The 19,001-nt window shown below is 75.6% G+C and carries 19 protein-coding genes; 11 read left to right on the forward strand and 8 right to left on the reverse strand.

Translation table 11 applies throughout. From position 1 onward, the window contains the following. Window positions 1-11: 11 nt before the first annotated feature. The 3 genes from murC to ACZ501_RS23470 all read right to left on the reverse strand — a co-directional run bounded on the left by murC (window position 12) and on the right by ACZ501_RS23470 (window position 2,861). The gene (gene murC / locus ACZ501_RS23460; RefSeq protein ID WP_468797785.1) at window positions 12-1,421 is read right to left on the reverse strand and encodes a UDP-N-acetylmuramate--L-alanine ligase; all 1,410 of its coding nucleotides are present in this window, start codon (window positions 1,419-1,421) and stop codon (window positions 12-14) included. 43 nt (window positions 1,422-1,464) lie between these two features. After that, window positions 1,465-1,932 carry an indole-3-glycerol phosphate synthase gene (locus tag ACZ501_RS23465; protein WP_361609157.1) on the reverse strand — a complete coding sequence of 156 codons (468 nt, stop codon included), beginning with the start codon at window positions 1,930-1,932 and terminating at the stop codon, window positions 1,465-1,467. Window positions 1,933-2,078: 146 nt separating this feature from the next. Continuing rightward, window positions 2,079-2,861: a pyrimidine reductase family protein gene (locus ACZ501_RS23470; protein WP_468797788.1), complete on the reverse strand. Its 783-nt coding sequence runs from the start codon at window positions 2,859-2,861 to the stop codon at window positions 2,079-2,081. 36 nt (window positions 2,862-2,897) lie between these two features. On the opposite strand from ACZ501_RS23470, the gene zapE reads away from it, so the two are divergent. The 5 genes from zapE (at window position 2,898) to ACZ501_RS23495 (ending at window position 7,896) form a co-directional block, all read left to right on the forward strand. After that, complete coding sequence (zapE, locus tag ACZ501_RS23475) at window positions 2,898-4,004, forward strand: cell division protein ZapE (protein WP_361609161.1); 1,107 nt, start codon at window positions 2,898-2,900, stop codon at window positions 4,002-4,004. 61 nt (window positions 4,005-4,065) lie between these two features. Beyond that, a complete protein-coding gene (locus ACZ501_RS23480) occupies window positions 4,066-4,491 on the forward strand; it encodes an OsmC family protein (protein WP_468797791.1) in 426 nt (141 codons plus the stop codon). 150 nt (window positions 4,492-4,641) lie between these two features. Continuing rightward, the gene (locus ACZ501_RS23485) at window positions 4,642-5,988 is read left to right on the forward strand and encodes an alkaline phosphatase PhoX (RefSeq protein WP_468797794.1); all 1,347 of its coding nucleotides are present in this window, start codon (window positions 4,642-4,644) and stop codon (window positions 5,986-5,988) included. A 46-nt stretch (window positions 5,989-6,034) separates the two neighbouring features. Continuing rightward, window positions 6,035-6,970 (forward strand): PPK2 family polyphosphate kinase, encoded by a 936-nt coding sequence (locus tag ACZ501_RS23490; protein WP_468797797.1) that lies wholly within the window; start codon window positions 6,035-6,037, stop codon window positions 6,968-6,970. Window positions 6,971-6,987: 17 nt separating this feature from the next. After that, the gene (locus ACZ501_RS23495) at window positions 6,988-7,896 is read left to right on the forward strand and encodes a polysaccharide deacetylase family protein (protein WP_468797800.1); all 909 of its coding nucleotides are present in this window, start codon (window positions 6,988-6,990) and stop codon (window positions 7,894-7,896) included. Window positions 7,897-7,930: 34 nt separating this feature from the next. On the opposite strand, the gene ACZ501_RS23500 is transcribed toward ACZ501_RS23495, so the two are convergent. From ACZ501_RS23500 to ACZ501_RS23510, 3 genes are read right to left on the reverse strand one after another with little or no spacing between them, the layout of a single operon-like run. Beyond that, window positions 7,931-8,587 carry an ABC transporter gene (locus ACZ501_RS23500; protein WP_468797803.1) on the reverse strand — a complete coding sequence of 219 codons (657 nt, stop codon included), beginning with the start codon at window positions 8,585-8,587 and terminating at the stop codon, window positions 7,931-7,933. After that, window positions 8,584-9,402 carry an ABC transporter ATP-binding protein gene (locus tag ACZ501_RS23505; RefSeq protein WP_468798154.1) on the reverse strand — a complete coding sequence of 273 codons (819 nt, stop codon included), beginning with the start codon at window positions 9,400-9,402 and terminating at the stop codon, window positions 8,584-8,586. Before ACZ501_RS23505 ends, ACZ501_RS23500 begins: the two co-directional genes overlap by 4 nt. Next, complete coding sequence (locus ACZ501_RS23510) at window positions 9,399-10,073, reverse strand: AIM24 family protein (protein ID WP_361610958.1); 675 nt, start codon at window positions 10,071-10,073, stop codon at window positions 9,399-9,401. Before ACZ501_RS23510 ends, ACZ501_RS23505 begins: the two co-directional genes overlap by 4 nt. Before the next feature lie 71 nt (window positions 10,074-10,144). On the opposite strand from ACZ501_RS23510, the gene ACZ501_RS23515 reads away from it, so the two are divergent. The 6 genes from ACZ501_RS23515 (at window position 10,145) to ACZ501_RS23540 (ending at window position 16,589) form a co-directional block, all read left to right on the forward strand. Continuing rightward, window positions 10,145-10,894, forward strand: coding sequence for an aminoacyl-tRNA hydrolase (locus ACZ501_RS23515; protein WP_468797805.1), 750 nt, complete (start codon window positions 10,145-10,147; stop codon window positions 10,892-10,894). Next, complete coding sequence (locus tag ACZ501_RS23520; RefSeq protein WP_362455310.1) at window positions 10,891-11,328, forward strand: SMI1/KNR4 family protein; 438 nt, start codon at window positions 10,891-10,893, stop codon at window positions 11,326-11,328. The genes ACZ501_RS23515 and ACZ501_RS23520 overlap by 4 nt, the downstream gene beginning before the upstream one ends. A 196-nt stretch (window positions 11,329-11,524) precedes the next feature. Then, window positions 11,525-12,805 (forward strand): MbnB/TglH/ChrH family RiPP precursor modification enzyme, encoded by a 1,281-nt coding sequence (locus ACZ501_RS23525; RefSeq protein ID WP_468798157.1) that lies wholly within the window; start codon window positions 11,525-11,527, stop codon window positions 12,803-12,805. After that, window positions 12,802-13,869 carry a TIGR04222 domain-containing membrane protein gene (locus tag ACZ501_RS23530; RefSeq protein ID WP_468797808.1) on the forward strand — a complete coding sequence of 356 codons (1,068 nt, stop codon included), beginning with the start codon at window positions 12,802-12,804 and terminating at the stop codon, window positions 13,867-13,869. Before ACZ501_RS23525 ends, ACZ501_RS23530 begins: the two co-directional genes overlap by 4 nt. Window positions 13,870-13,953: 84 nt before the next feature. Next, entirely contained in the window at window positions 13,954-14,712 is a 759-nt protein-coding gene (locus tag ACZ501_RS23535) for a TIGR04222 domain-containing membrane protein (RefSeq protein WP_361611707.1), read from the forward strand. Between the two features lie 137 nt (window positions 14,713-14,849). Next, window positions 14,850-16,589 (forward strand): alpha/beta hydrolase, encoded by a 1,740-nt coding sequence (locus ACZ501_RS23540; protein WP_468797810.1) that lies wholly within the window; start codon window positions 14,850-14,852, stop codon window positions 16,587-16,589. Between the two features lie 112 nt (window positions 16,590-16,701). Here ACZ501_RS23540 and hemQ read toward each other — a convergent pair whose 3' ends face one another. Continuing rightward, complete coding sequence (hemQ, locus tag ACZ501_RS23545) at window positions 16,702-17,415, reverse strand: hydrogen peroxide-dependent heme synthase (protein ID WP_361603574.1); 714 nt, start codon at window positions 17,413-17,415, stop codon at window positions 16,702-16,704. Window positions 17,416-17,438: 23 nt separating this feature from the next. After that, entirely contained in the window at window positions 17,439-18,917 is a 1,479-nt protein-coding gene (gene hemG, locus ACZ501_RS23550; protein WP_468797813.1) for a protoporphyrinogen oxidase, read from the reverse strand. Between the last annotated feature and the right edge of the window lie 84 nt (window positions 18,918-19,001).

The raw sequence follows: 19,001 nt of genomic DNA on the forward strand, positions 1-19,001 counted from the left end.
CCATCGCTCCCTTAGTTCGACAGGTGGGCGAGACGGATCCTGTCCAGGATGTGCGGTCCCAGGTCCGTGACGTCGCCCGCGCCCATGGTGAGAACGAGATCGCCGGGCTTGGCCATTCCCGCGATGACGTCGGCGACGGCGTCCTTGTCGTGCTCGGGGGTGACGTCGGCGCCGGCGGCCCGGGCGGCGGAGATGATCAGCTCGCTGGTGACGCCGGGGACCGGGTCCTCGCGGGCCGGGTAGATGTCGAGCACCACGGAGGCGTCGGCCAGGGCGAGGGCCTGGCCCATCTCCTTGCCCAGTTCCTGGGTGCGGGAGAAGAGGTGGGGCTGGAAGACGACCAGGATGCGGGAGTCCCCGGCGGCGCCGCGGATGGCCTCCAGGTCGGCGGTCATCTCGGTGGGGTGGTGCGCGTAGGAGTCGATGACCTGTACTCCGGCGGCCTCGCCCTTGAGCTGGAGGCGGCGCTTGACGCCGGTGTACTTGCCGAGCGCGGCGGCCAGGTCGTCGGCCGGGATGCCGAGGGCGACGCCGGCGGCGAGGGCGGCGACGGCGTTGTGGGCGTAGTGGCGGCCGGGCACGGAGACGGTGAAGACGATCTCGCGGCCGTCGATCACGACCGCGACCTCGCTGGTCAGGCCCCGGGGGGTGACCTTGCGGATCCAGACGTCGGCGGTCTCCTCCTCACCGTACGTCGTGACGGTCAGCCCGGGGTTGCCGCTGACGCGGCCGGCGATCTCGGCAGCGCCCTCCTGGCCGTGGGCGACGACGAGGGTGCCACCGGGGACGATCTTGCCGACGAAGGTCTCGAAGGACTCGTAGATCTCTTCCATCGACGCGTAGTTCGCGTGGTGGTCGAGCTCCGCATTGAGGATGATCGCGACCTGCGGGGTGTACTTGTGGAAGCTGCGGTCGCTCTCGTCCGCCTCGGCCACGAAGACGTCGCCCTCGCCGTGGTGCGCGTTGGAGCCGGGGGCGTCCAGGTCGCCGCCGATGGCGTACGAGGGGTCCAGGCCCAGGGCGCCGAGCGCGACGGCCAGCATCGAGGTGGTGGTGGTCTTGCCGTGGGTGCCGGCGACCGCGATGGGGCGCAGGCCCTCCATGACGGAGGCGAGGGCGTCCGAGCGGTGCACGACCGGGATGCCGAGCTCGGCGGCGCGGGCCAGCTCGGGGTTGTCGGCGCGGATGGCGCTGGAGACGACGACGCAGGTGGCGTCGGTGGCGAGGTGGCCGGCGGCGTGCCCGATGTGGACCGTGGCCCCGTGGGCGCGCAGCGCCTGGGCGGTCTCGGAGTCGCGGGAGTCGCTGCCGGCCACCTGCGCACCGCGCTGGGCGAGGATCTTCGCGATGCCGGACATGCCGGCGCCGCCGATGCCGATGAAGTGGGGCCGTTCCATCGCGGTCGGCAGGCCGGGCTTCATTCAGGTCGCTCCAGGATCGAGTGCGGGGTGTGTCCGCCCCAGCCTATTCGTTGTGGGCGAAGAGCTTGAGCACCGGAACCTCCACCCGGTGCCGGGCGCGGGAGGCCCAGTCGCGGTGGAAGAACTCCTCGACCAGGTGGGGGGCGGTCAGGACGATCACCTCGTCGGCGCCGGTCTCGTCCACGACGGCCTTGAGCTTGTCGAGGGGGTGGTCCTCGATGATCTGGCCGACGGCCCTGGCGCCCTTGGCGCGCAGGGCGTTGAGCGAGTGCGCGAGCGCGTGCGCGGCGGGGCCCCGGGCGGCCTCGCCCTCGGGTTCGTCGGCCTCGCGGAGGGCTTCGGGCAGCTCGCCGAGCGCGACGTCGTCGATGGCGCGGAGCAGTCGGTCCTGGTCGCCCCTGGGTTGCATGAGGACGATGAAGGAGACCGGGTCGTCTCCGTGCAGGGTGGTGACGAAGTCCACGTCCACCGTGGTCAGCGGCTGCTCGATCATCAATACGCTCGTGAACACGGACGCCCTCTCCTTCATGGGCCGAGACCGGTCGGCCGGCCCCTGCGGAAACCATCCTGCCCCGCTGTCGCGCGGAGCCACGCGGATATCTGTGCCCAGGTATGTGCCCGTCGGAAGCTAAGCGGAACGCGAAATTCCGCCCCTTCTCAGATCCGACGGTAACTGGTGAACAGGAACCCGGCCTCTTCCAGTACGCAGGCCGGCGCGAGCCGGTGCGGAACCGTGACGGAGGGCCCGCCGGAGATCCGCTGGGCGTCCCCCGCCGTGAGCGTCGGGGAGATCGTCAGGCACAGCTCGTCCAGCACGTCCGCGGCCACGAACTGGCCCAGCAGCCGGGGCCCGCCCTCCGTCAGCTGGCGGCGCAGCCCGCGCGCGGACAGCTCGCGCACCGCCCGTGCCGGGTCCACCGCGGCCCCCTCGCCCGCCACCACGACCTCGGCCCCGGCCGCGGTCGCCTGCGCCACCCGGTCGGCGGGGGCGCCGGCGCCGGTGACCACCAGGGTGGGCACGAGGGGCGCGGTGAACAGCGGCAGTCCGAAGTCCAGGTCCAGGCTCGCGGTGACCACCGCGATGACGGGCGCGGGGCCCTGCCCGGCGGCCGCGCGCCGGGCGGCGAAGGCCTCCCGGGCCCGGGCCGGGCGGTAGCCCTCCTGGCGAACCGTTTCGGCCCCCACGACCACGACGTCGGCCAGGGCCCGCAGGGTGCCGAAGATCCGCATGTCCGTCTCGCCGGAGATGGGATGCGAGCGGCCGTCGTGCTGGGCGGCCCCGTCCAGGGTGGAGACCATGTTCGCGCGCAGCCAGTGGGCACCGGGCTCCAGCTCGGGGTACGCGTAGGCGTCCGCGATCTCGTCCAGCGACCACTCACGGTCGGCGAGGTCCCGCGGTGTGGCGGCTGTCTGATCGGTCACAGGGAACAGGCGTCGCATCGGTGCAGTGTGACACGCCCCGTAGAGTTAAGAGCTGTGTCAACATCACTCTCCACCTCCGGTCCTGCCTCCGGGCAGCCCCCGATAGCCGATGCGGGCCCACTCGCCCTGTGCGCCCGCGCGCCGCGCGTGCCCGCCGAACGGCTGGTGGCCGAGATGGTCCCGCCGCCCCGCTTCGACTCGGTGCGCTTCGACACCTACGAGCCCGACCCCGCCCAGCCGAGCCAGGCCGAGGCCGTCACCGTGCTGAGCGGCTTCGCCGCCGGCCTGGGCGGGGCCCACGCCAGCGGTGCCGGCCGGCGCAAGTGGTTCGGCAGGAAGGCGGCCGCCCCCGCCGCGGGCCCCCGCGGGGTCTACCTCGACGGCGGCTACGGCGTCGGCAAGACCCACCTGCTCGCCTCCCTCTGGCACGCCACCCCCGCCGAGCCCGCGCTCAAGGCCTTCGGCACCTTCGTGGAGCTGACGAACCTGGTCGGCGCGCTCGGCTTCCAGCAGACCGTGCAGACCCTGGGCGGACACCGGCTGCTGTGCATCGACGAATTCGAGCTCGACGACCCGGGCGACACCGTGCTGGTGTCCTCGCTGCTCAGCCGTCTCGTGGAGCAGGGCGTGGCGCTGGCCGCCACCTCCAACACGCTGCCCGGCAAGCTCGGCGAGGGCCGCTTCGCCGCCGCCGACTTCCTGCGCGAGATCCAGGGGCTGTCCGCCCACTTCCGGCCGCTGCGGATCGACGGCCAGGACTACCGCCACCGCGGCCTGCCCGAAGCCCCGGCGCCGTTCTCCGACGAGCAGGTCGCCAAGGCCGCGTACGCGACCCCGGGCGCGAGCCTCGACGACTTCCCGGGCCTGCTGGAGCACCTGGCGAAGGTCCACCCGAGCCGCTACGGGGCACTGACGGACGGCATAGCGGCGGTCTGCCTGACCGACGTCGTCCCGGTGCCGGACCAGTCGACGGCGCTGCGCCTGGTGGTGCTGGCCGACCGGCTGTACGACCGCGAGGTCCCGGTGCTGGCCTCCGGCGTGCCCTTCGACAAGCTGTTCAGTGACGAGATGCTGGGCGGCGGTTACCGGAAGAAGTACTTCCGAGCCATATCGCGGCTCACCGCACTCGCACGCGACGCGAAACCCCTGGTCTCGCAGTAGGTTTGGCACGGCCGGGCGCTCCTCGCGGCCCGGCCGTTTCCACTTCTGCGAAGGGATCACCATGGCCACCACGCGTCACGCGCACACCGTCTGGGAAGGCGACCTGCTCAAGGGCAAGGGAGTCGCCACCCTCGACTCCTCGGGCCTCGGTTCGTTCGACGTCTCCTGGCCCGCCCGTACGGAGGCCGCGAACGGCAAGACCAGCCCGGAGGAGCTGATCGCCGCCGCCCACTCCAGCTGCTTCTCGATGGCCCTGTCGCACGGGCTCGCGGGCGCGGGCAATCCGCCCACCCGCCTGGAGACCAAGGCCGACGTGACCTTCCAGCCCGGTGAGGGCATCACCGGCATCCACCTGACGGTGGAGGGCGAGGTCCCGGGCATCGACAACGACGCCTTCGTCGCCGCCGCCGAGGACGCCAAGAAGAACTGCCCCGTCAGCCAGGCGCTGACGGGTACGACGATCACCCTGAGCGCCAAGCTCGCCTGATCCCCCGCACCACCGCCGGGCCCCCGCCCGCGTGTCCGGGGCCCGGTGGGGTGACGGGCCGCCCCCGGCGCACGCGTCGCGGGCCCCGGCACGGCGCGTCGTGGTACCACGGGCCGGTCACATCTCCAGCCGTCCACCGGGGAGTTGCCGATGTCCGTCACCCGACGCAGCCTGCTCGCGGCCGGCACGATCGCCTTCAGCGGGGCCCTCGGGGCGCTCTTCGCCGGGAGCGCCGGCGCCGCCCGGGCCTCCGCGCGGGGTTACGGGCCGCTGCTGCCCGACCCGCGCGGGCTGCTGGACCTGCCCGCGGGGTTCTCGTACCGGGTGCTCTCGCGCGCCGGTGACCAGCTGCGCTCGGGCGAGGGCACGGTGCCGGCCAACTGCGACGGCATGGCCGCCTTCGGTGCGGGCGGCGGCCGGATCCGCCTCGTCCGCAACCACGAGAACCGGGCCACCGCCGCGCTGCGCGTCCCGGCCGTGGAGGGGCTCACGTACGACCCCGGGGCCCTGGGCGGCTGCACGGTGCTGGAGCTCGACCGGGCGGGCGCGGTGCGCGGCGAGCGGGTCGGCCTCGCCGGGACCGCCGTCAACTGCGCGGGGGGCCGCACCCCCTGGAACACCTGGCTGAGCTGCGAGGAGACCGAGGAGCGGGCCGGGGAGTCGGGGTACGCCCGCGACCACGGGTACGTCTTCGAGGTGGACCCCGCCGACCCGCACCGGCTCGGCGCCGTCCCGCTGACCGCGCTGGGCCGCTTCGCCCACGAGGCCGTCGCCGTGGACCCGTACCGCGGGGTGGTCTACGAGACGGAGGACGCCTTCGTGCGGCCCTTCGGGCTCTTCTACCGCTTCCTGCCGGCGCGGCCGCTCGGCGGTCCCGGCTCCCTGCGGGCCGGCGGCGTACTGGAGGCCCTGCGCGTGCCCGGGGTGGCGGACCTGGCGGCGGTGGACGAGCCGGGGGCGGAGTTCCCGGTGGAGTGGGTGCGCGTACCGGATCCCGCGGCGGCCGGGACGCCGGTCCGGTTCCAGGACTTCGGCCCGCGCGGGATCACCCACGCGCAGAAGCTGGAGGGCTGCTACTGGGGCGGCACCGGGGTGTACTTCGTCTCCAGCTTCGCCCGCAGCGGCGAGGGGGCCGCCGCCGACCACCACGGGCAGGTCTGGTTCCACGACCCGGTGCGCGGCCGGCTCCGGCTGGAGGTGCTCTTCGGCCCCGCGGCGGCCACCGCCCTGCCCGGGGACTCCCCCGACAACATCTGCCTGGCCCCCGACGGGGGGCTGATGGTGTGCGAGGACGGCGGCGGGGACCAGTACGTCCTCGGCGTGACCCCGGACGGGGAGGTCTACCCGATGGCCCGCAACGCGGACGACATCGGCGGGCCCGAGGCACCGGAATGGGGCGAGTTCGCGGGAGTCACCTTCTCGCCCGGCGGGCAGACGATGTACGTCAACGCCTACGCGCCGGGCACCACCTTCGCGGTGACCGGGCCCTGGCGGTGACCTCCGGCGCCTGCCGGAACGTACGGAACCGACGGGATCGGGGTGGATGGCGGTGGCGAAGAAGGACAAGGCCGGCAGGGCCGGGACGGTGGACGGGGCCGGCGGCGGCAGGGCACGCGCGGACGGCGAGGAGGCTCCCGAGGACGCGGCCCTCGGGCCGCTGCTGAGGCTGGCGCCCGGGCGGCCCGTCAACCTCGGCGCCCTCGATCCCTCCGCCGTGCCCGGCGGTCCCGCCGACAAGACCGCAGCCGTCTCCGCCACCGCCCGGCTCGCCGGGCCGCTGGCCTCGCTCCAGGAGCGGCTCTACGCGGCCAGCACCGCCGGGGACCGGCGCCGGGTCCTGCTGATCCTCCAGGGCATGGACACCAGCGGCAAGGGCGGCACCGTCAAACACGTGATCGGCCACCTCAACCCGTCCGGCTGCCGGATCAAGGGGTTCAAGGCCCCCACGAAGGAGGAGAGCGAGCACTCCTTCCTCTGGCGGATCACCAGGGCCCTCCCGCTGCCCGGCGAGATCGGCATCTTCGACCGCTCGCACTACGAGGACGTGCTGGTGGCCCGGGTCCGCGAGCTGGTCCCGCACGACCGGCTGGAGCGGCGCTACGAGGAGATCAACGAGTTCGAGCAGTCCCTCGCCGACGACGGCGTGACCCTGGTGAAGGTCTTCCTCCACATCGGCTACGAGGAGCAGCGCGAGCGGCTGCTGGCCCGGCTCGACAACCCCGACAAGCACTGGAAGTTCAGCACGGGGGACATCGAGGACCGCGCGATGTGGCCGGCGTACCAGCGGGCGTACGAGGTGGCGCTGGAGCGCTGCTCCTCGGAGGCGGCGCCCTGGTACGTGGTCCCGGCGGACCGCAAGTGGTACCGGAACTGGGCGGTCGGCAAGCTGCTGCTGGAGCACTTGGAGGCCATCGGTCCGGCGTATCCGCCGGGTGACTTCGACGTGCAGGAGTGCCGTAAACGCCTGCTTGCCACATAGTCATATATTTTGCGTACGTGACCCCTTCCGTACGCACAGTAGCGGCCGTGGCGGTGCTGGGCGCCGCCCTCGCGGGATGCGCGGGCGGCCCCTCCGGCGCCCCGCAGGGCGCGGGAGCGGCCCGGCTGGCCAGCCCCCAGGGCTCCGGCCCCGCCGCGCCCGCCCAGCCCTCCCCCTCCGCCCCGACGGCCCCGACCGCCCCGCCGGTGCCCGGAGCGCCCGCCCGGGTACCGACCCTGGCCCCCGGCCCGAACGGCCTGACCCCGGTCTTCGAACGGGCCCGTCAGCGCGCCGACAAGACGGTGGCGCTGACCTTCGACGCGGACATGACCTCCGATCAGGGGCCGCGCGCCGCCTCGGGGGAACGGTTCGACAACCCGGACCTGATCGACGCCCTGCGCCGGCTGAAGGTGCCGTCGACGGTCTTCATGACGGGCCGCTGGGCCGAGGAGTACCCCGACCAGGCCAGGTCCATCGGCACGGACCCGAACTTCGAGATCGCCAACCACTCGTACAGCCACCACGCCTTCACGACCCCCTGCTACGGGCTTCCCGCGCTGGACGGCGAGGCGGCGCGGGCCGACGTGGAGCGGGCCTTCGCGGCGTTCAGGAAGGCGGGGGCGGTCAACACGGTGCCGTACTTCCGCTTCCCCGGGGGCTGTTACGACGACCGGGCGCTGCGGGCCCTGTCCGCCGCCCGGGTGACCGCGGTGCAGTGGGACGTGGTCAGCGGGGACGCCTTCGCCAAGGACCCCGACGCGGTGGTGGAGCAGGTGCTGGCCGGGGTGAAGCCCGGTTCGGTGGTGGTCATGCACTGCACGCGCAGCGCGGCCCCGGTGACCGGGGAGGCGGTCCAGAGGATCGTCCCGGAACTGCGAAAGCGCGGCTTCCGCTTCGTGAAGGTCTCGGAGCTGATGGGGAAGTAGGGCTTCCCTCCCCCAGCCGGCTCCGCGTCCCGGGTCAGCTGCGGCGGGCGCTGGCGAGGGCGGACGCCGCGCCCGCCGCCCCCGCCAGCAGCAGCGCCCCCGCCAGGGCGCCCAGCGGGAGCGGAACGGTGTCCGACCGGGCGGCCTCGACCAGGGCGGACACCGCGACGCGGGCCGGGGAGACGGCCGCGACCCAGGCCAGCAGCGAGCCGACGCCGCCGGCGAGGACCGCCAGGCCGCGCCCCCGCACCAGCGGCCTGCTGCACACCGCGCCCACCGCCGCCCCCGTCAGGGCGCACACCGCCACCGCCACCGCTCCGGCGAGGGCCGTCCCGGCGGCCGGGCGGCGTTCGAGGTCGCCGAGCAGCACGGCGTACGCGGCCCCCGCCGCCCCGGCGAGCAGGGCTCCGGCCAGCGCGGTCAGCAGCGTCGCCGCCTGCGCCCGTACCGGCCCGGCCGCGGCGGCGGAGCAGGCACGGGCGGCCGGGGGCTCCGCCGTGACGCAGATCCGCACCAGCCAGGCGGTCACCGGCACCAGTCCCGCCGCCGCGTAGCCGAGGGCGTCCGGCGCCGGGTCGCCGGAGCGGATCCCGACGGCCAGGAACGCCGCGTACAGGACGAGCGGGGCGATCCAGCGCTGCGAGCGCAGCAGCAGGGCGCCCTGGTAGTGCATCAGGGCGGTCAGGTTCACGGGAGTTCCTCCACGGCGCGGATGTGCCAGGGCGGGTGTGCGGTGAGCAGCTCACGCAGCACGGCGTCGGAGCGGTCGGCGTCCACGGTCAGCAGGACCCCGCCGCCGGGGGCGGGCGCGGCGGACAGCCCCGGCGGCGGGGCGGCGCCGGGCGGGCCGGCCGCGTGGATCCGTACGGCCGGTACGCGGCTCCCGGCGGGCGGGGCCGCGGGCAGCAGCGTGCCGCCGCGCACCCGGTAGTGGGCGTCGGGCAGACCGGCGAGCCGGGCGGGGTCGTGGTCGACGAACACCACCGTGCCCCCGGCGGCGGTGCGTTCGGCGACGGCGCGGTCCAGCTCCGCCCGGGCGGGCGCGTCCAGCCCGGTCCACGCCTCGTCGAGGACGAGCAGCCCGGGCGCGGCGAGCAGGGCCTGGGCGACCGCGACCTTCTGGCTGGTGCCCTTGGACAGTTCGGCCATCGGGGTGCGGGTGTGGGCGGCGGCGCCGAACCGCTCCAGTTCCTCGGCCGCCCGCCGGGCCGCCCGGCCGCGCGGCAGGCCCTGCACCCGGCCCAGGTGGGTCAGGTACGCGCCCGCCGTCAGCGGCAGGGCCGCCGGGAAGCGTTCGGGGACGTAGGCGGTGCGCGGCGGGCGGCCGTCGACGCGGCCCTCGGTCGGCGTGTCGATGCCGGCGAGGATGCGCAGCAGGGTGGACTTGCCGCCGCCGTTGCCGCCTTCGACGCGGACGAGGGCCCCGGCCGGCAGCTCCGCCGTGACCCCGCGCAGCACCCAGGGCCGGCGCCTGCCGTAGCGGCGGCCCACCTCGGTGAGCCTCAGTGCGCGGCCGGTGTCTCGGTGAGCTCGCTGGGCCGGACGATGACGAAGCCCTCGCCGCTCAGCTTCAGCTGGATGGCCTCGCCGGAGCCGCCCCGGATCATGGAGCCGACCGACTGGGAGCGGTGCAGCCCGGTCTCCAGTGCCGCGCTCCAGCCGACGACCGCGTCCGTGTCCACGTACACCGGCGCCTGGGGAGTGACCGGGATGATGATCGGGTTGCCGTCGCAGACCACGGCGAGCTTGCCGGTGCCGGTGAAGAGGCTGTTGAAGAGGCCGCCGCCGGTCATGCCGGCGCCCTTGAGCATCTTGATCTCGTAGGACAGCGTCGGGTCGAAGCACAGGACGTTGCGCCCGTTGACGGTCAGGGCGTCGCCGGGCTCGAAGTCGATGATGAAGCAGTGACCGGCCCGGTGCGCGAACCACGCCTCGCCCTGGCCGCGTACGGACATCAGCGCGAGCCCCTCGCCGGTGACGGCCCGCTTGAGCATGCCGCCGATGCCCTGGCCCTTGCGCTCGAACTGGAGGTTGCCGCGGAAGGCGACCATCGAGCCCTGGCGGGCGATCATCTCGCCGTTGACGGCGTATTTGACGGACTTGGGGTTCTGCAGGGTCATACCGGGTGCGGCAGACGGCTGTGCGAGGTGGTCGCTCGCGAAAAGGTCGCTCTTCATGGACCCGATCCTCGCCCGCGCCCGCCACCCGGGACATCCTCCTGAAGGCGGAGCCTGGCATCCTTGACGGGATGAGCAGCCAGCACACGAACGACACCACAGACGTACCCGCGGTCGGCGCGGACAGCGGCTTCCGGCGCGAACACGCCCTGCGCGACGAGGCCCCGCAGTTCGTCCTGCCCCTGGTGGTGCGGATCGAGAAGACCGACCCGCCGGCGCGGACCGACGCGCTGGAGACGGCGGCCCGTGCGGTGCTGGTCCTGCTGACCGACGAGCGGGCGCACGGCGACGGCGCATGGGCCCGGGCCGTGCGCGACTGGCAGGACGCCCGGATCCGCAAGGTGGTGCGGCGGGCCCGCGGGGCGGAGTGGCGCAAGGCGGGGACCCTGCCGGGAGTCACCGTGGAGGGTGAGGCGTCCGAGGTCCGGGTCTTCCCGCCGGTGCCGCTGGACGGCTGGCCCAAGGAGCTGGCCAAGCTCCAGGTGTCGGGCACCGAACTGGACGACCCCGAGCCGCCGGGGCCGGCCGGACCGGGGGTCCCGGTGCTGTGGCTGAACCCGGATCTCGGCATGTCCGCCGGCAAGGCCATGGCCCAGGCCGGGCACGCGGCGCAGCTGGCCTGGTGGGAGCTGACCGCACCCGAGCGTGCCCTGTGGCGGGCCTCCGGCTTCCGCCTGGCGGTACGCACCGCCCCGCGCGAGCGGTGGCCGGAGCTGAGCGGGAGCGGGCTCCCGGTGGTCCGCGACGCCGGCTTCACGGAGATCGCCCCGGGCTCCTGCACGGTGGTCGCGGACCACCCGGCCCTGCGCGCCCGGCTGTGAACTGGCGCGAGCTGATCCTCGGGCTGCTGCCGCAGGCGGAGCTCGGCGGGCCGGCGGACGAGGCGGAGCTGGCCGCGGTCGAGCGGGCGCTCGGGCAGCCGCTGCCGGCCGGCCTCGCGGACCTGCTGCGCGCGTGCGACGGGGTCGTCGGACGGCACGGCACCGACGTCGTCTGGAGCGCCGGGCGGATCGCCCGGGACAACGCGGAGCTGCGGAACTCCCCGGAACTCGCGGCCCTGTACATGCCCTTCGAACCGCTGCTGTTCTTCGGGGACAACGGCGGCGGGGACCGGTTCGCCGCCGTCCGGATCCCCCCGCGCCCGGACGTCTTCGTCTGGGACCACGAAACCGACACCCGCGCCTGGGCGGCGGCCGGCCTGGAGGACTACCTGCGCCGCTCCCTCCCGGCATCCGGGGACTGGTACCGGCACTGAGCGGCCCGGACGCCGCCGCCGCGGAAAACCGCGGCCGACCCGGCGGCCGGACCGGCGCCGGAGCCGGTAGAGGGAACCGGCGGCGGGAACCTCAAATGTTGCTCTGAACGTCCCCTCCCGGGGGTTGGCCCGGGTGCGGCCGGGCGATGACAACGGCACACGGCCCGTGAGAGGGGGCGAGGGGGACATGAAGCCCATGGAACGCCTGGGGGTGGGCATCGGCTGGCGGCCGGAGATCGCGGACGCCGTCGAGCGCCTGGACGGCCTGGACTGGGTCGAGGTGGTGGCGGAGAACGTCTGCCCGGGCCACCTTCCCGAATCCCTGGAGCGGTTGCGCGGGCGCGGGGTCCGCGTCGTGCCGCACGGGGTGTCGCTGGGCCTCGGGGGCGCCGACCGCCCCGATCCGGCGAAGCTGGCGGCGCTCGCGGAGCGGGCGGTGGCGCTGGGGGCTCCGCTGGTCACCGAGCACATCGCCTTCGTACGGACCTCCTCGCCCGTGCTGGAGGCCGGGCACCTGCTGCCGGTGCCCCGGACCCGCGACGCCCTGGACGTGCTGTGCGAGAACGTCCGGATCGCGCAGGACGCGCTGCCCGTGCCGCTGGCGCTGGAGAACATCGCCGCGCTGGTGTCCTGGCCCGGGGAGGAGCTGACGGAGGCCCGGTTCCTGACGGAGCTGGTGGAGCGGACCGGCGTGCGGCTGCTCGTCGACGTGGCCAACCTGCACACCAACCGGGTCAACCGCGGCGAGGACCCGGCCGCCGTGCTGGACGGGATCCCCATGGAGGCGCTGGCGTACGTGCACGTCGCCGGCGGGGTGGAGCGCGACGGCGTCTGGCACGACACCCACGCGCACCCGGTGCCGCCGGTGGTGCTCGACGTACTGGCCCGGCTGCGCGAGCGGGTGGACCCGCCCGGCGTCCTGCTGGAGCGGGACGACGACTTCCCGCCCGAGGCGGAGCTGGCCGCCGAACTGGCCCGGATCCGCGCGGTGGTGGACGCGGGCGGGCCGTCCGGTGCCGTGCGCGAGCGGGTCGCCGTCCGCGAGGGCGCCCCCGGCGAGGCCGGTGAGGCCGCGCGGACCCGGGTGGCGCTGGGGCAGGCGGCCCTGCTGTCGGCGCTGGTCGCCGGGACCCCCGTACCGGAGGGCTTCGACCGGCAGCGCGTACGGGTGCAGGCGCGGGCGCTGGCCGCCAAGCGGGCCTCCGTGGTGGCGAAGGTCGCGCCGGAGCTGCCCGGGATCCTGGGCGGCCCCGCCGCCTACCGCACCGCGTTCCTCGACTACGCCCGCAACCGCCCCATGACGGCCGGATACCGCCGGGACGCGCTGGAGTTCGCCGAGCACCTGCTCGTACGGGACCTGCCCGCCGACACGGCCGCCCGGCGCCGGCTCACCGAGTGGTGGCGCGACCGGGCGGGGGTGCGGCCCCCGCGCCGGGTCACGCGCTGGGTCCGCGCCCTGGCCGGGAGGCGGGCGTGAACCCGCTGGCCGTCGCCGTCTGGGCGGCGGTCCTCGTCTCCACCGCGCTGCTGCTCGGCGCCCTGCGCCGCGCCCGGCCGGCGGTGTCCGGGCCCGCGCCGGCCCTGCACGACCTGTCCGAGGCCGCGTTCCTGGCGGGCGGGCCCGGGACGGTCGTGGACTGCGCGCTCGTCTCGCTGCTCGGAGACGGCCGGCTGGTGGCGGGCGGCCCGGGCATCGTGCAGGCACGGCCGGGCGCACGGGGCGCGGACCCCGCCGAGCGCGCCGTGCTGCTGGCGCTCGCGCAGGCGCCGTCCGGGTGGCTCTACCAGGTGCGGTACGCCGCCATGCGCGAGCCGGCCGTGCAGGAGACCGGGGACGCGCTGGCGGCCCGCGGGCTGCTCTCCGCGCCCGGCGCCGGACGCCGGGCGCGCCGTTGGGGGGTGGTCCAGGCGGTGGTGTGCGCGGTGCTGGTGCCGGTGTCGCTGCCGCTCACCTTCGTGTTCTGGGCGCTCACCCCGGATCCCCGGGTGCCGTTCATCGTGCAGGTTTTGCCGGCGCTGGCGGGCGGCGTCGTGGCGGGCGTGGTGTGCGCGAAGCGGGCGGCGCGGCGGATCACCCCGGCGGGGCGGCGGGCGCTGGCCGGCTTCCGGGAGCGGTACGCGGCGGATCCCGCGCCGCAGGTGCAGACGGCGCTCTTCGGGCTGCGGGGGCTGCGGGACCCGTACCTGCGCGAGCAGCTGGTGCCCGCGGCGCGCGGAACCAGGCTGGCGGCGGCGCAGTCCCGGGGGCGCGGGACCGGCTCGGCGCACGCGCAGGCGTACGCGCACGGGTCGTCGGCGGAGCTGCTGCCCGTGCTCTGGTGCGCGACGGGCGACGGCGGGGGCGCATCCTCCGGGTCCGGTGGCTGCGGGTCCTCCGGCAGCAGCTGTTCCGGTGGCTCCGGGCAGGGCTGCGCGGGCGGTTCCGGTTCGAGTTGCTCCGGCAGTTCCGGCGGCGGCTGTTCCAGCAGCTCCGGTTCCAGTTGCTCCAGCGGTTCGAGTTGCAGCAGTTCCTCCGGTTCCAGCTGCTCCAGCAGTTCCTGACCGCCCATCACCACCGCATCACGAGCTGCTCACGCTTGGGCACCGGCCGCCTGAATGCCGCTCCCGCGGCTGTAGAAATCGGCCATGTTCTGGATCTTGTTCCTGCTGCTGGCCTGGGCCGGGGTGCTGACCTCGGCCACCCGCCTGCTGCGGGCCGCCACCGAGGCCGCCGAGCCGGCGCCCCGGCCCGCCCCCGCCCGGCGGCAGGGGGCGCTGAGCCTGTACGAGGCCGCGTACCTGGCCGGCGGCCCGGAGCGGGTCGCCGTCCTGACCCTGCTGTCGATGGAACGCCGCCACCGGCTGCTGCTCGCCCGCACCGGCTGGGCCACCGTGCTCGACCCGGTCGGGCGCGACGACCACGAGCGGGCGGTGCTGGGCGCCTTCGGCCCCGACGGGCAGTCGCCGGTGTCGGCCGTACGGCGGGCCGCCGCCGCGCACGCGGCCGTGGCGGCCCTCGCGGACCGGCTGGCCGGGGCGGGCCTCGCAGTGCCGCGCGCGGTACGGGAGGCGGTGGCGGAGGGGGTCCGGTCCGTGCAGGGGGCCGCGGTGCTGGTCGTGGCGATGGCGGGGGCCTCGCTGGCCGTCCCGGCGGACGGGGCGGACGTGGCGAAGGTGCTGTACTGGTTCGCGCTGCCGATGCTGCTCGCGGTGTGCTGCCTGGCCGTCGCCGGGGCGGGCGGCCCCGCCCAGTCCCCGTGGGCCTCCCCGGCCGGCCGGCGTCTGCTCGCGGCCCTGGAGCGCGAGCGCGCCGGCGCCGACCCCCTGGCGGCGGTGGCCGTACGCGGCCTGCGGGCCGTACGCGACCCGGACCTGCGGGCCGCCCTCGGGCGCGACACGCCGTAGCGGGCCCGCCCGCCGCACTCCGCCGGCCGGACGCTCCGTCAACCGGGGGTATTCCGGGCCGCATTGCGGCGGTGTGCCTGTACTGCCACCCGCTCCTGGCATCTCATCGGACCGGACGATGAGATGAAGGGGCCGCCATGCGCACCTGCCGGACGACGACGCCCGCGCGCCGTGGAGCCGCCGTGGCGGCCCTCTGCCTCGCCCTGTGCGCCCCCGCCCCCGCGCCGGCCCGGGCGAGCGCGGCGGATCCCGGGCCCGGTGCCGGGGACGCACGGGTCGCCGCCGAGGACGCCGGGGCGGAGCTCGTCGCCCGGCGGGCCGCCGCGGCCGCCGCCCTGCGCCCGGCGGCCGGCCCTCCGGCCCCCGGGACCCGGCCCGTGCCCCGGCCCTCCACCGGGGGCGCACGGCTGGACTTCCGCCCCTGCCCCACCGTCGAGGAGCTGCCGGATCCGGTGCGGTGCGCCAGCCTGCGGGTCCCGCTCGACTACGCCCGCCCCGACGGCCCGCAGATCTCCCTCACCGTCAGCCGGGTCCCCGCCAGTGGCCGCGGCGGCGCCGCCCGGCAGGGCGCGCTCGTCCACAACCCCGGCGGACCGGGCGCGTCGGGGATGTTCTTCCCCCTGCTCGCCGACCGCCCCGCGTGGGCCCGTGTCGCCGCCGCCTACGACCTCGTCGGCTACGCCCCGCGCGGAGTGGGCCGCTCCGCGCCGCTGGACTGCCAGGACCCGGCCGAGCGGCCGCACGGGCCGACGCAGGTCCCGGCGCAGCCCTCCGCCGCCTACAAGCGGGCGCGGCTGGCCGCCGCCCGGGCCTACGCCCGCGGCTGCGCCCGGCACGCCGGCGCGGCGCTCGGCCAGTACACGACCCTGAACAACGCCCGCGACCTGGACGTGCTCCGGGCCGCGCTCGGCGAGCCGCGGCTGACCTTCATCGGGGCCTCGTACGGCACCTACCTCGGTGCCGTCTACGCCACCCGCCACCCGGACCGCGTGCGCCGCATGGTGTTCGACTCGGCGGTCGATCCCGACCCGCGCCGCATCTGGTACCGCAACAACCTCGGCCAGGCCCCCGGCTTCGAGCGCCGCTGGGCCGACTTCCGGGCCTGGGCCGCCCGCCACCACGCCACGTACGGGCTGGGCACCACCGGGCGGGCGGTGCGGGCGAGTTACGAGAAGGTCCGCGCGGCCGTGGCCCGCGACCCGGCGGGCGGAGTCGTCGGGACGGGCGAGCTGCACGCGGCGTACCTCCAGACCGCGTACTACGACGACGTCTGGCCGGAGCGGGCCGCGGCCCTCGCCGCCTTCCTGCGCGGGGACCCGGGCCCGCTCGTCCGGCAGGCCGCCCGGGATCCGCGTACCGCGGCCGAGGCGGCGAACGCGACGGCCGTCTACACGGCGGTGCTGTGCAACGACGCCCCGTGGCCCGCCGACTGGGGGACCTGGGACCGCGACAGCACCGAACTGGCCCGCCGCGCCCCCTTCGAGGCCTGGACCAACACCTTCCTGAACCTGCCCTGCGCCTCCTGGCCGGTCCCCGCGCGCCGACGGCCGGTCGACGTCGGGGCGCCGCCGGGCCGGCTGCCGGGGACGCTGATCGTCGCGGCGGAGCGGGACGGGGCGACGCCCCACCGGGGCGCGCTGGAGCTCCAGGGGCGGCTCGGCGCGCGGGCCGCGCTGGTCACGGAGCAGCGGGCGGGCGCCCACGGGGTGGTCGGCGGGCGCAACGCGTGCGTGGACCGGCACGTGGAGCGGTACCTGCTGACGGGGGCCACCCCGGGGTGGCGCGTGACGTGTGCGCCGCATCCGGAGCCCGCACCGGTGTCGCTGGACGACCGGGCGGCGAGCACCTCCAGGGCGCTGCTGCCGCCGGCCGTCTGAACTTCCGGGCGGGATCTCCGGCTGCGTCGTTTCGGGGGCAGGGCCTCCCGATCCCCGGAGGGCCACCCTTGTGTCACGGGTGTTCCTCCGGTCCTTCCCCCCAGGGGAGGTCTCAGGCGAGCCCGGCCACCAGATCGGCGACGGACTTGCGGCGCCCGGTGTAGAAGGGCACCTCCTCGCGGACGTGCATCCGGGCTTCGGAGGCACGCAGGTGGCGCATGAGGTCGACGATGCGGTAGAGCTCGTCGGCCTCGAAGGCCAGCAGCCACTCGTAGTCGCCCAGCGAGAAGGACGCGACGGTGTTGGCGCGCACGTCCGGGTAGCCGCGGGCCATCTTGCCGTGGTCGGCGAGCATGCGGCGGCGGTCCTCGTCGGGCAGCAGGTACCAGTCGTAGCTGCGCACGAAGGGGTACACGCTGACGTAGTCGCGGGCGACCTCGTCGGCGAGGAAGGCCGGGATGTGCGACTTGTTGAACTCGGCCGGGCGGTGCAGGGCCATGTTCGACCACACGGGCTCCAGCGCGCGGCCCAGCCTGGTGCGGCGGAACAGGTTGTACGCGGTCTGCAGCTCGTCCGAGGTCTCGGCGTGCCACCAGATCATGATGTCCGCGTCGGCGCGCAGGCCGGAGACGTCATAGGTGCCGCGGACGGTGATGTCCTTGGCTGCCAGCTGGTCGAAGAGCTCCTGGACCTCGTCGGCGAAGCCGGTGCGGTCCTCCGGCAGGACGTCCTTCAGCTTGAAGACGGACCACAGGGTGTAGCGGATGACCTCGTTGAGGTCCTTCGCCTTCTTCCCCGCGTTGGGAATCTTCTCTGGTGCAGTCATGTGTCCATTGTCCCGTGTGCTGATCAGTGGTCTGTCCCAGGGGTGGCCATCGCGGCGATCACCGCGTCGGCCGCCGTGCGGGCGCTCGCGATGCAGGCCGGGACGCCCACGCCGTCGTACAGGGCCCCGCAGACGGCGAAGCCGGGCAGCGCGGCGACGGCGGCCCTGATCCGCTCGACGCGGGCCAGGTGGCCGACCGGGTACTGGGGCAGTCCGCCGTCCCAGCGGGTGACGGTCGCGGCCACCGGCCGGGCGGCCAGCCCGACGGCCTCGCCGAGGTCGCCGAGGGAGCAGTCGACCAGCTCGGCGTCCTCCCGCTCGAGGTCGCCGTCGTCGCCGTGGCGGCCGACGGAGGTGCGCAGCAGGAACAGCTCGGGGTCGGCCCCGGCCCAGGACCACTTGTTGCTGGAGAAGGTGGACGCCTTGATCGTCCGTCCGTCGACGGGCGGTACGAGGAACCCGCTGGCGCCTCCGTCGGCGATCGCGGCGGGCAGGTCAGCGCGCCGGAAGGCCATCGTGACCAGGGCCATGGAGGCGTACTCGACCTCGCGCAGCCCGGCGGCGGCCGTCGGCGCGTGCGGGGCGAGCAGTTCGGCGGCGGGTCCGGCGGGGGTGGCGAGGACCACGGCGTCGGCGTCGAGGACCTCGCCGTCGGCGGTGATCCGCCAGCCGGCGGGGGTACGGCTGATGCCGCGCACCGGGGTGCCGGTCAGCAGCCGCGCCCCGGCGGCCCGGCAGGCGTCGGCGACGGCGAGCGGCAGCCGGCCGATGCCGCCGGCGATCCCGGCGAAGAAGGCGCCGGTGGCGGCCGCACCGGTGACGGTGGTCCGCTCGGCGGCCGCGCGGGCGGCGGCCCCGCTCTGGAGGGAGCGGACGCTCTCGGTCAGCGTGGGGTGGGTGCGGACGGCCTCGTACAGGGCGGGGACGGCGGCGCGCATCGAGATGCGGTACGCGTCGCCGGCGTAGACCCCGCCGAGCAGCGGTTCGACGAGCCGGTCGACGACCTCGCGGCCCATCCGGGCGGCGACGTACGCGCCGACGGCCACGTCGTCACCGACCTCGGTGGGCGGCAGTGCCGTGTCGGCGGAGATGCGGGCGAGGCCCTCGGCGGACAGCACGCCGGAGGCGGCGAGCGGGGCCGTGTCGCCCGGGACGCCCATCACGTGGCCGCGGGGCATCTCGCGCAGCGCGCCGCGGGTCCACAGCCGGGCGGTGGTGGTGGCCGGGGGCTGGAGGGCGTCGCCGAGGCCGACGGCCCGGGCGAGCTCCAGGGCCTCGGGGCGGCGGGCGAGCACGGATTCGGCGCCGAGGTCGACGGGGGCGCCCGCGAGCTCCGAGGCGTACAGCTTGCCGCCGAGGCGCGGGCCCGCTTCGAGGAGGGTGACGCGGACTCCGTCGGCGAGCAGCCGGTGGGCGGCCGCGAGCCCGGCGATGCCGCCGCCGATGACGACGACGTGCCGCGAAGGGGCCGGCCCGTCCGTACGTGTGTCCGCTTCGTGCATGAACACATCGTCGCAGACCGGCCGGTGAGGCCGGAACGTGACCGCATCGGGATCAGGCCGGGACCTGGCGGGCGAAACCCGCCC

It is taken from the genome of Streptomyces sp. NPDC034085, from assembly GCF_055575555.1.

Excerpts from the sequence above, each read along its gene's own strand:
- hemQ (WP_361603574.1), bottom strand. The coding sequence starts at position 17,415 with ATGACTGCACCAGAGAAGATTCCCAACGCGGGGAAGAAGGCGAAGGAC.
- ACZ501_RS23470 (WP_468797788.1), bottom strand. The coding sequence starts at position 2,861 with ATGCGACGCCTGTTCCCTGTGACCGATCAGACAGCCGCCACACCGCGG.
- murC (WP_468797785.1), bottom strand. The coding sequence starts at position 1,421 with ATGAAGCCCGGCCTGCCGACCGCGATGGAACGGCCCCACTTCATCGGC.
- ACZ501_RS23485 (WP_468797794.1), top strand. The coding sequence starts at position 4,642 with ATGTCCGTCACCCGACGCAGCCTGCTCGCGGCCGGCACGATCGCCTTC.
- ACZ501_RS23490 (WP_468797797.1), top strand. The coding sequence starts at position 6,035 with ATGGCGGTGGCGAAGAAGGACAAGGCCGGCAGGGCCGGGACGGTGGAC.
- ACZ501_RS23515 (WP_468797805.1), top strand. The coding sequence starts at position 10,145 with ATGAGCAGCCAGCACACGAACGACACCACAGACGTACCCGCGGTCGGC.
- hemG (WP_468797813.1), bottom strand. The coding sequence starts at position 18,917 with ATGCACGAAGCGGACACACGTACGGACGGGCCGGCCCCTTCGCGGCAC.
- ACZ501_RS23540 (WP_468797810.1), top strand. The coding sequence starts at position 14,850 with ATGCGCACCTGCCGGACGACGACGCCCGCGCGCCGTGGAGCCGCCGTG.
- ACZ501_RS23510 (WP_361610958.1), bottom strand. The coding sequence starts at position 10,073 with ATGAAGAGCGACCTTTTCGCGAGCGACCACCTCGCACAGCCGTCTGCC.
- ACZ501_RS23535 (WP_361611707.1), top strand. The coding sequence starts at position 13,954 with ATGTTCTGGATCTTGTTCCTGCTGCTGGCCTGGGCCGGGGTGCTGACC.
- ACZ501_RS23525 (WP_468798157.1), top strand. The coding sequence starts at position 11,525 with ATGGAACGCCTGGGGGTGGGCATCGGCTGGCGGCCGGAGATCGCGGAC.
- ACZ501_RS23480 (WP_468797791.1), top strand. The coding sequence starts at position 4,066 with ATGGCCACCACGCGTCACGCGCACACCGTCTGGGAAGGCGACCTGCTC.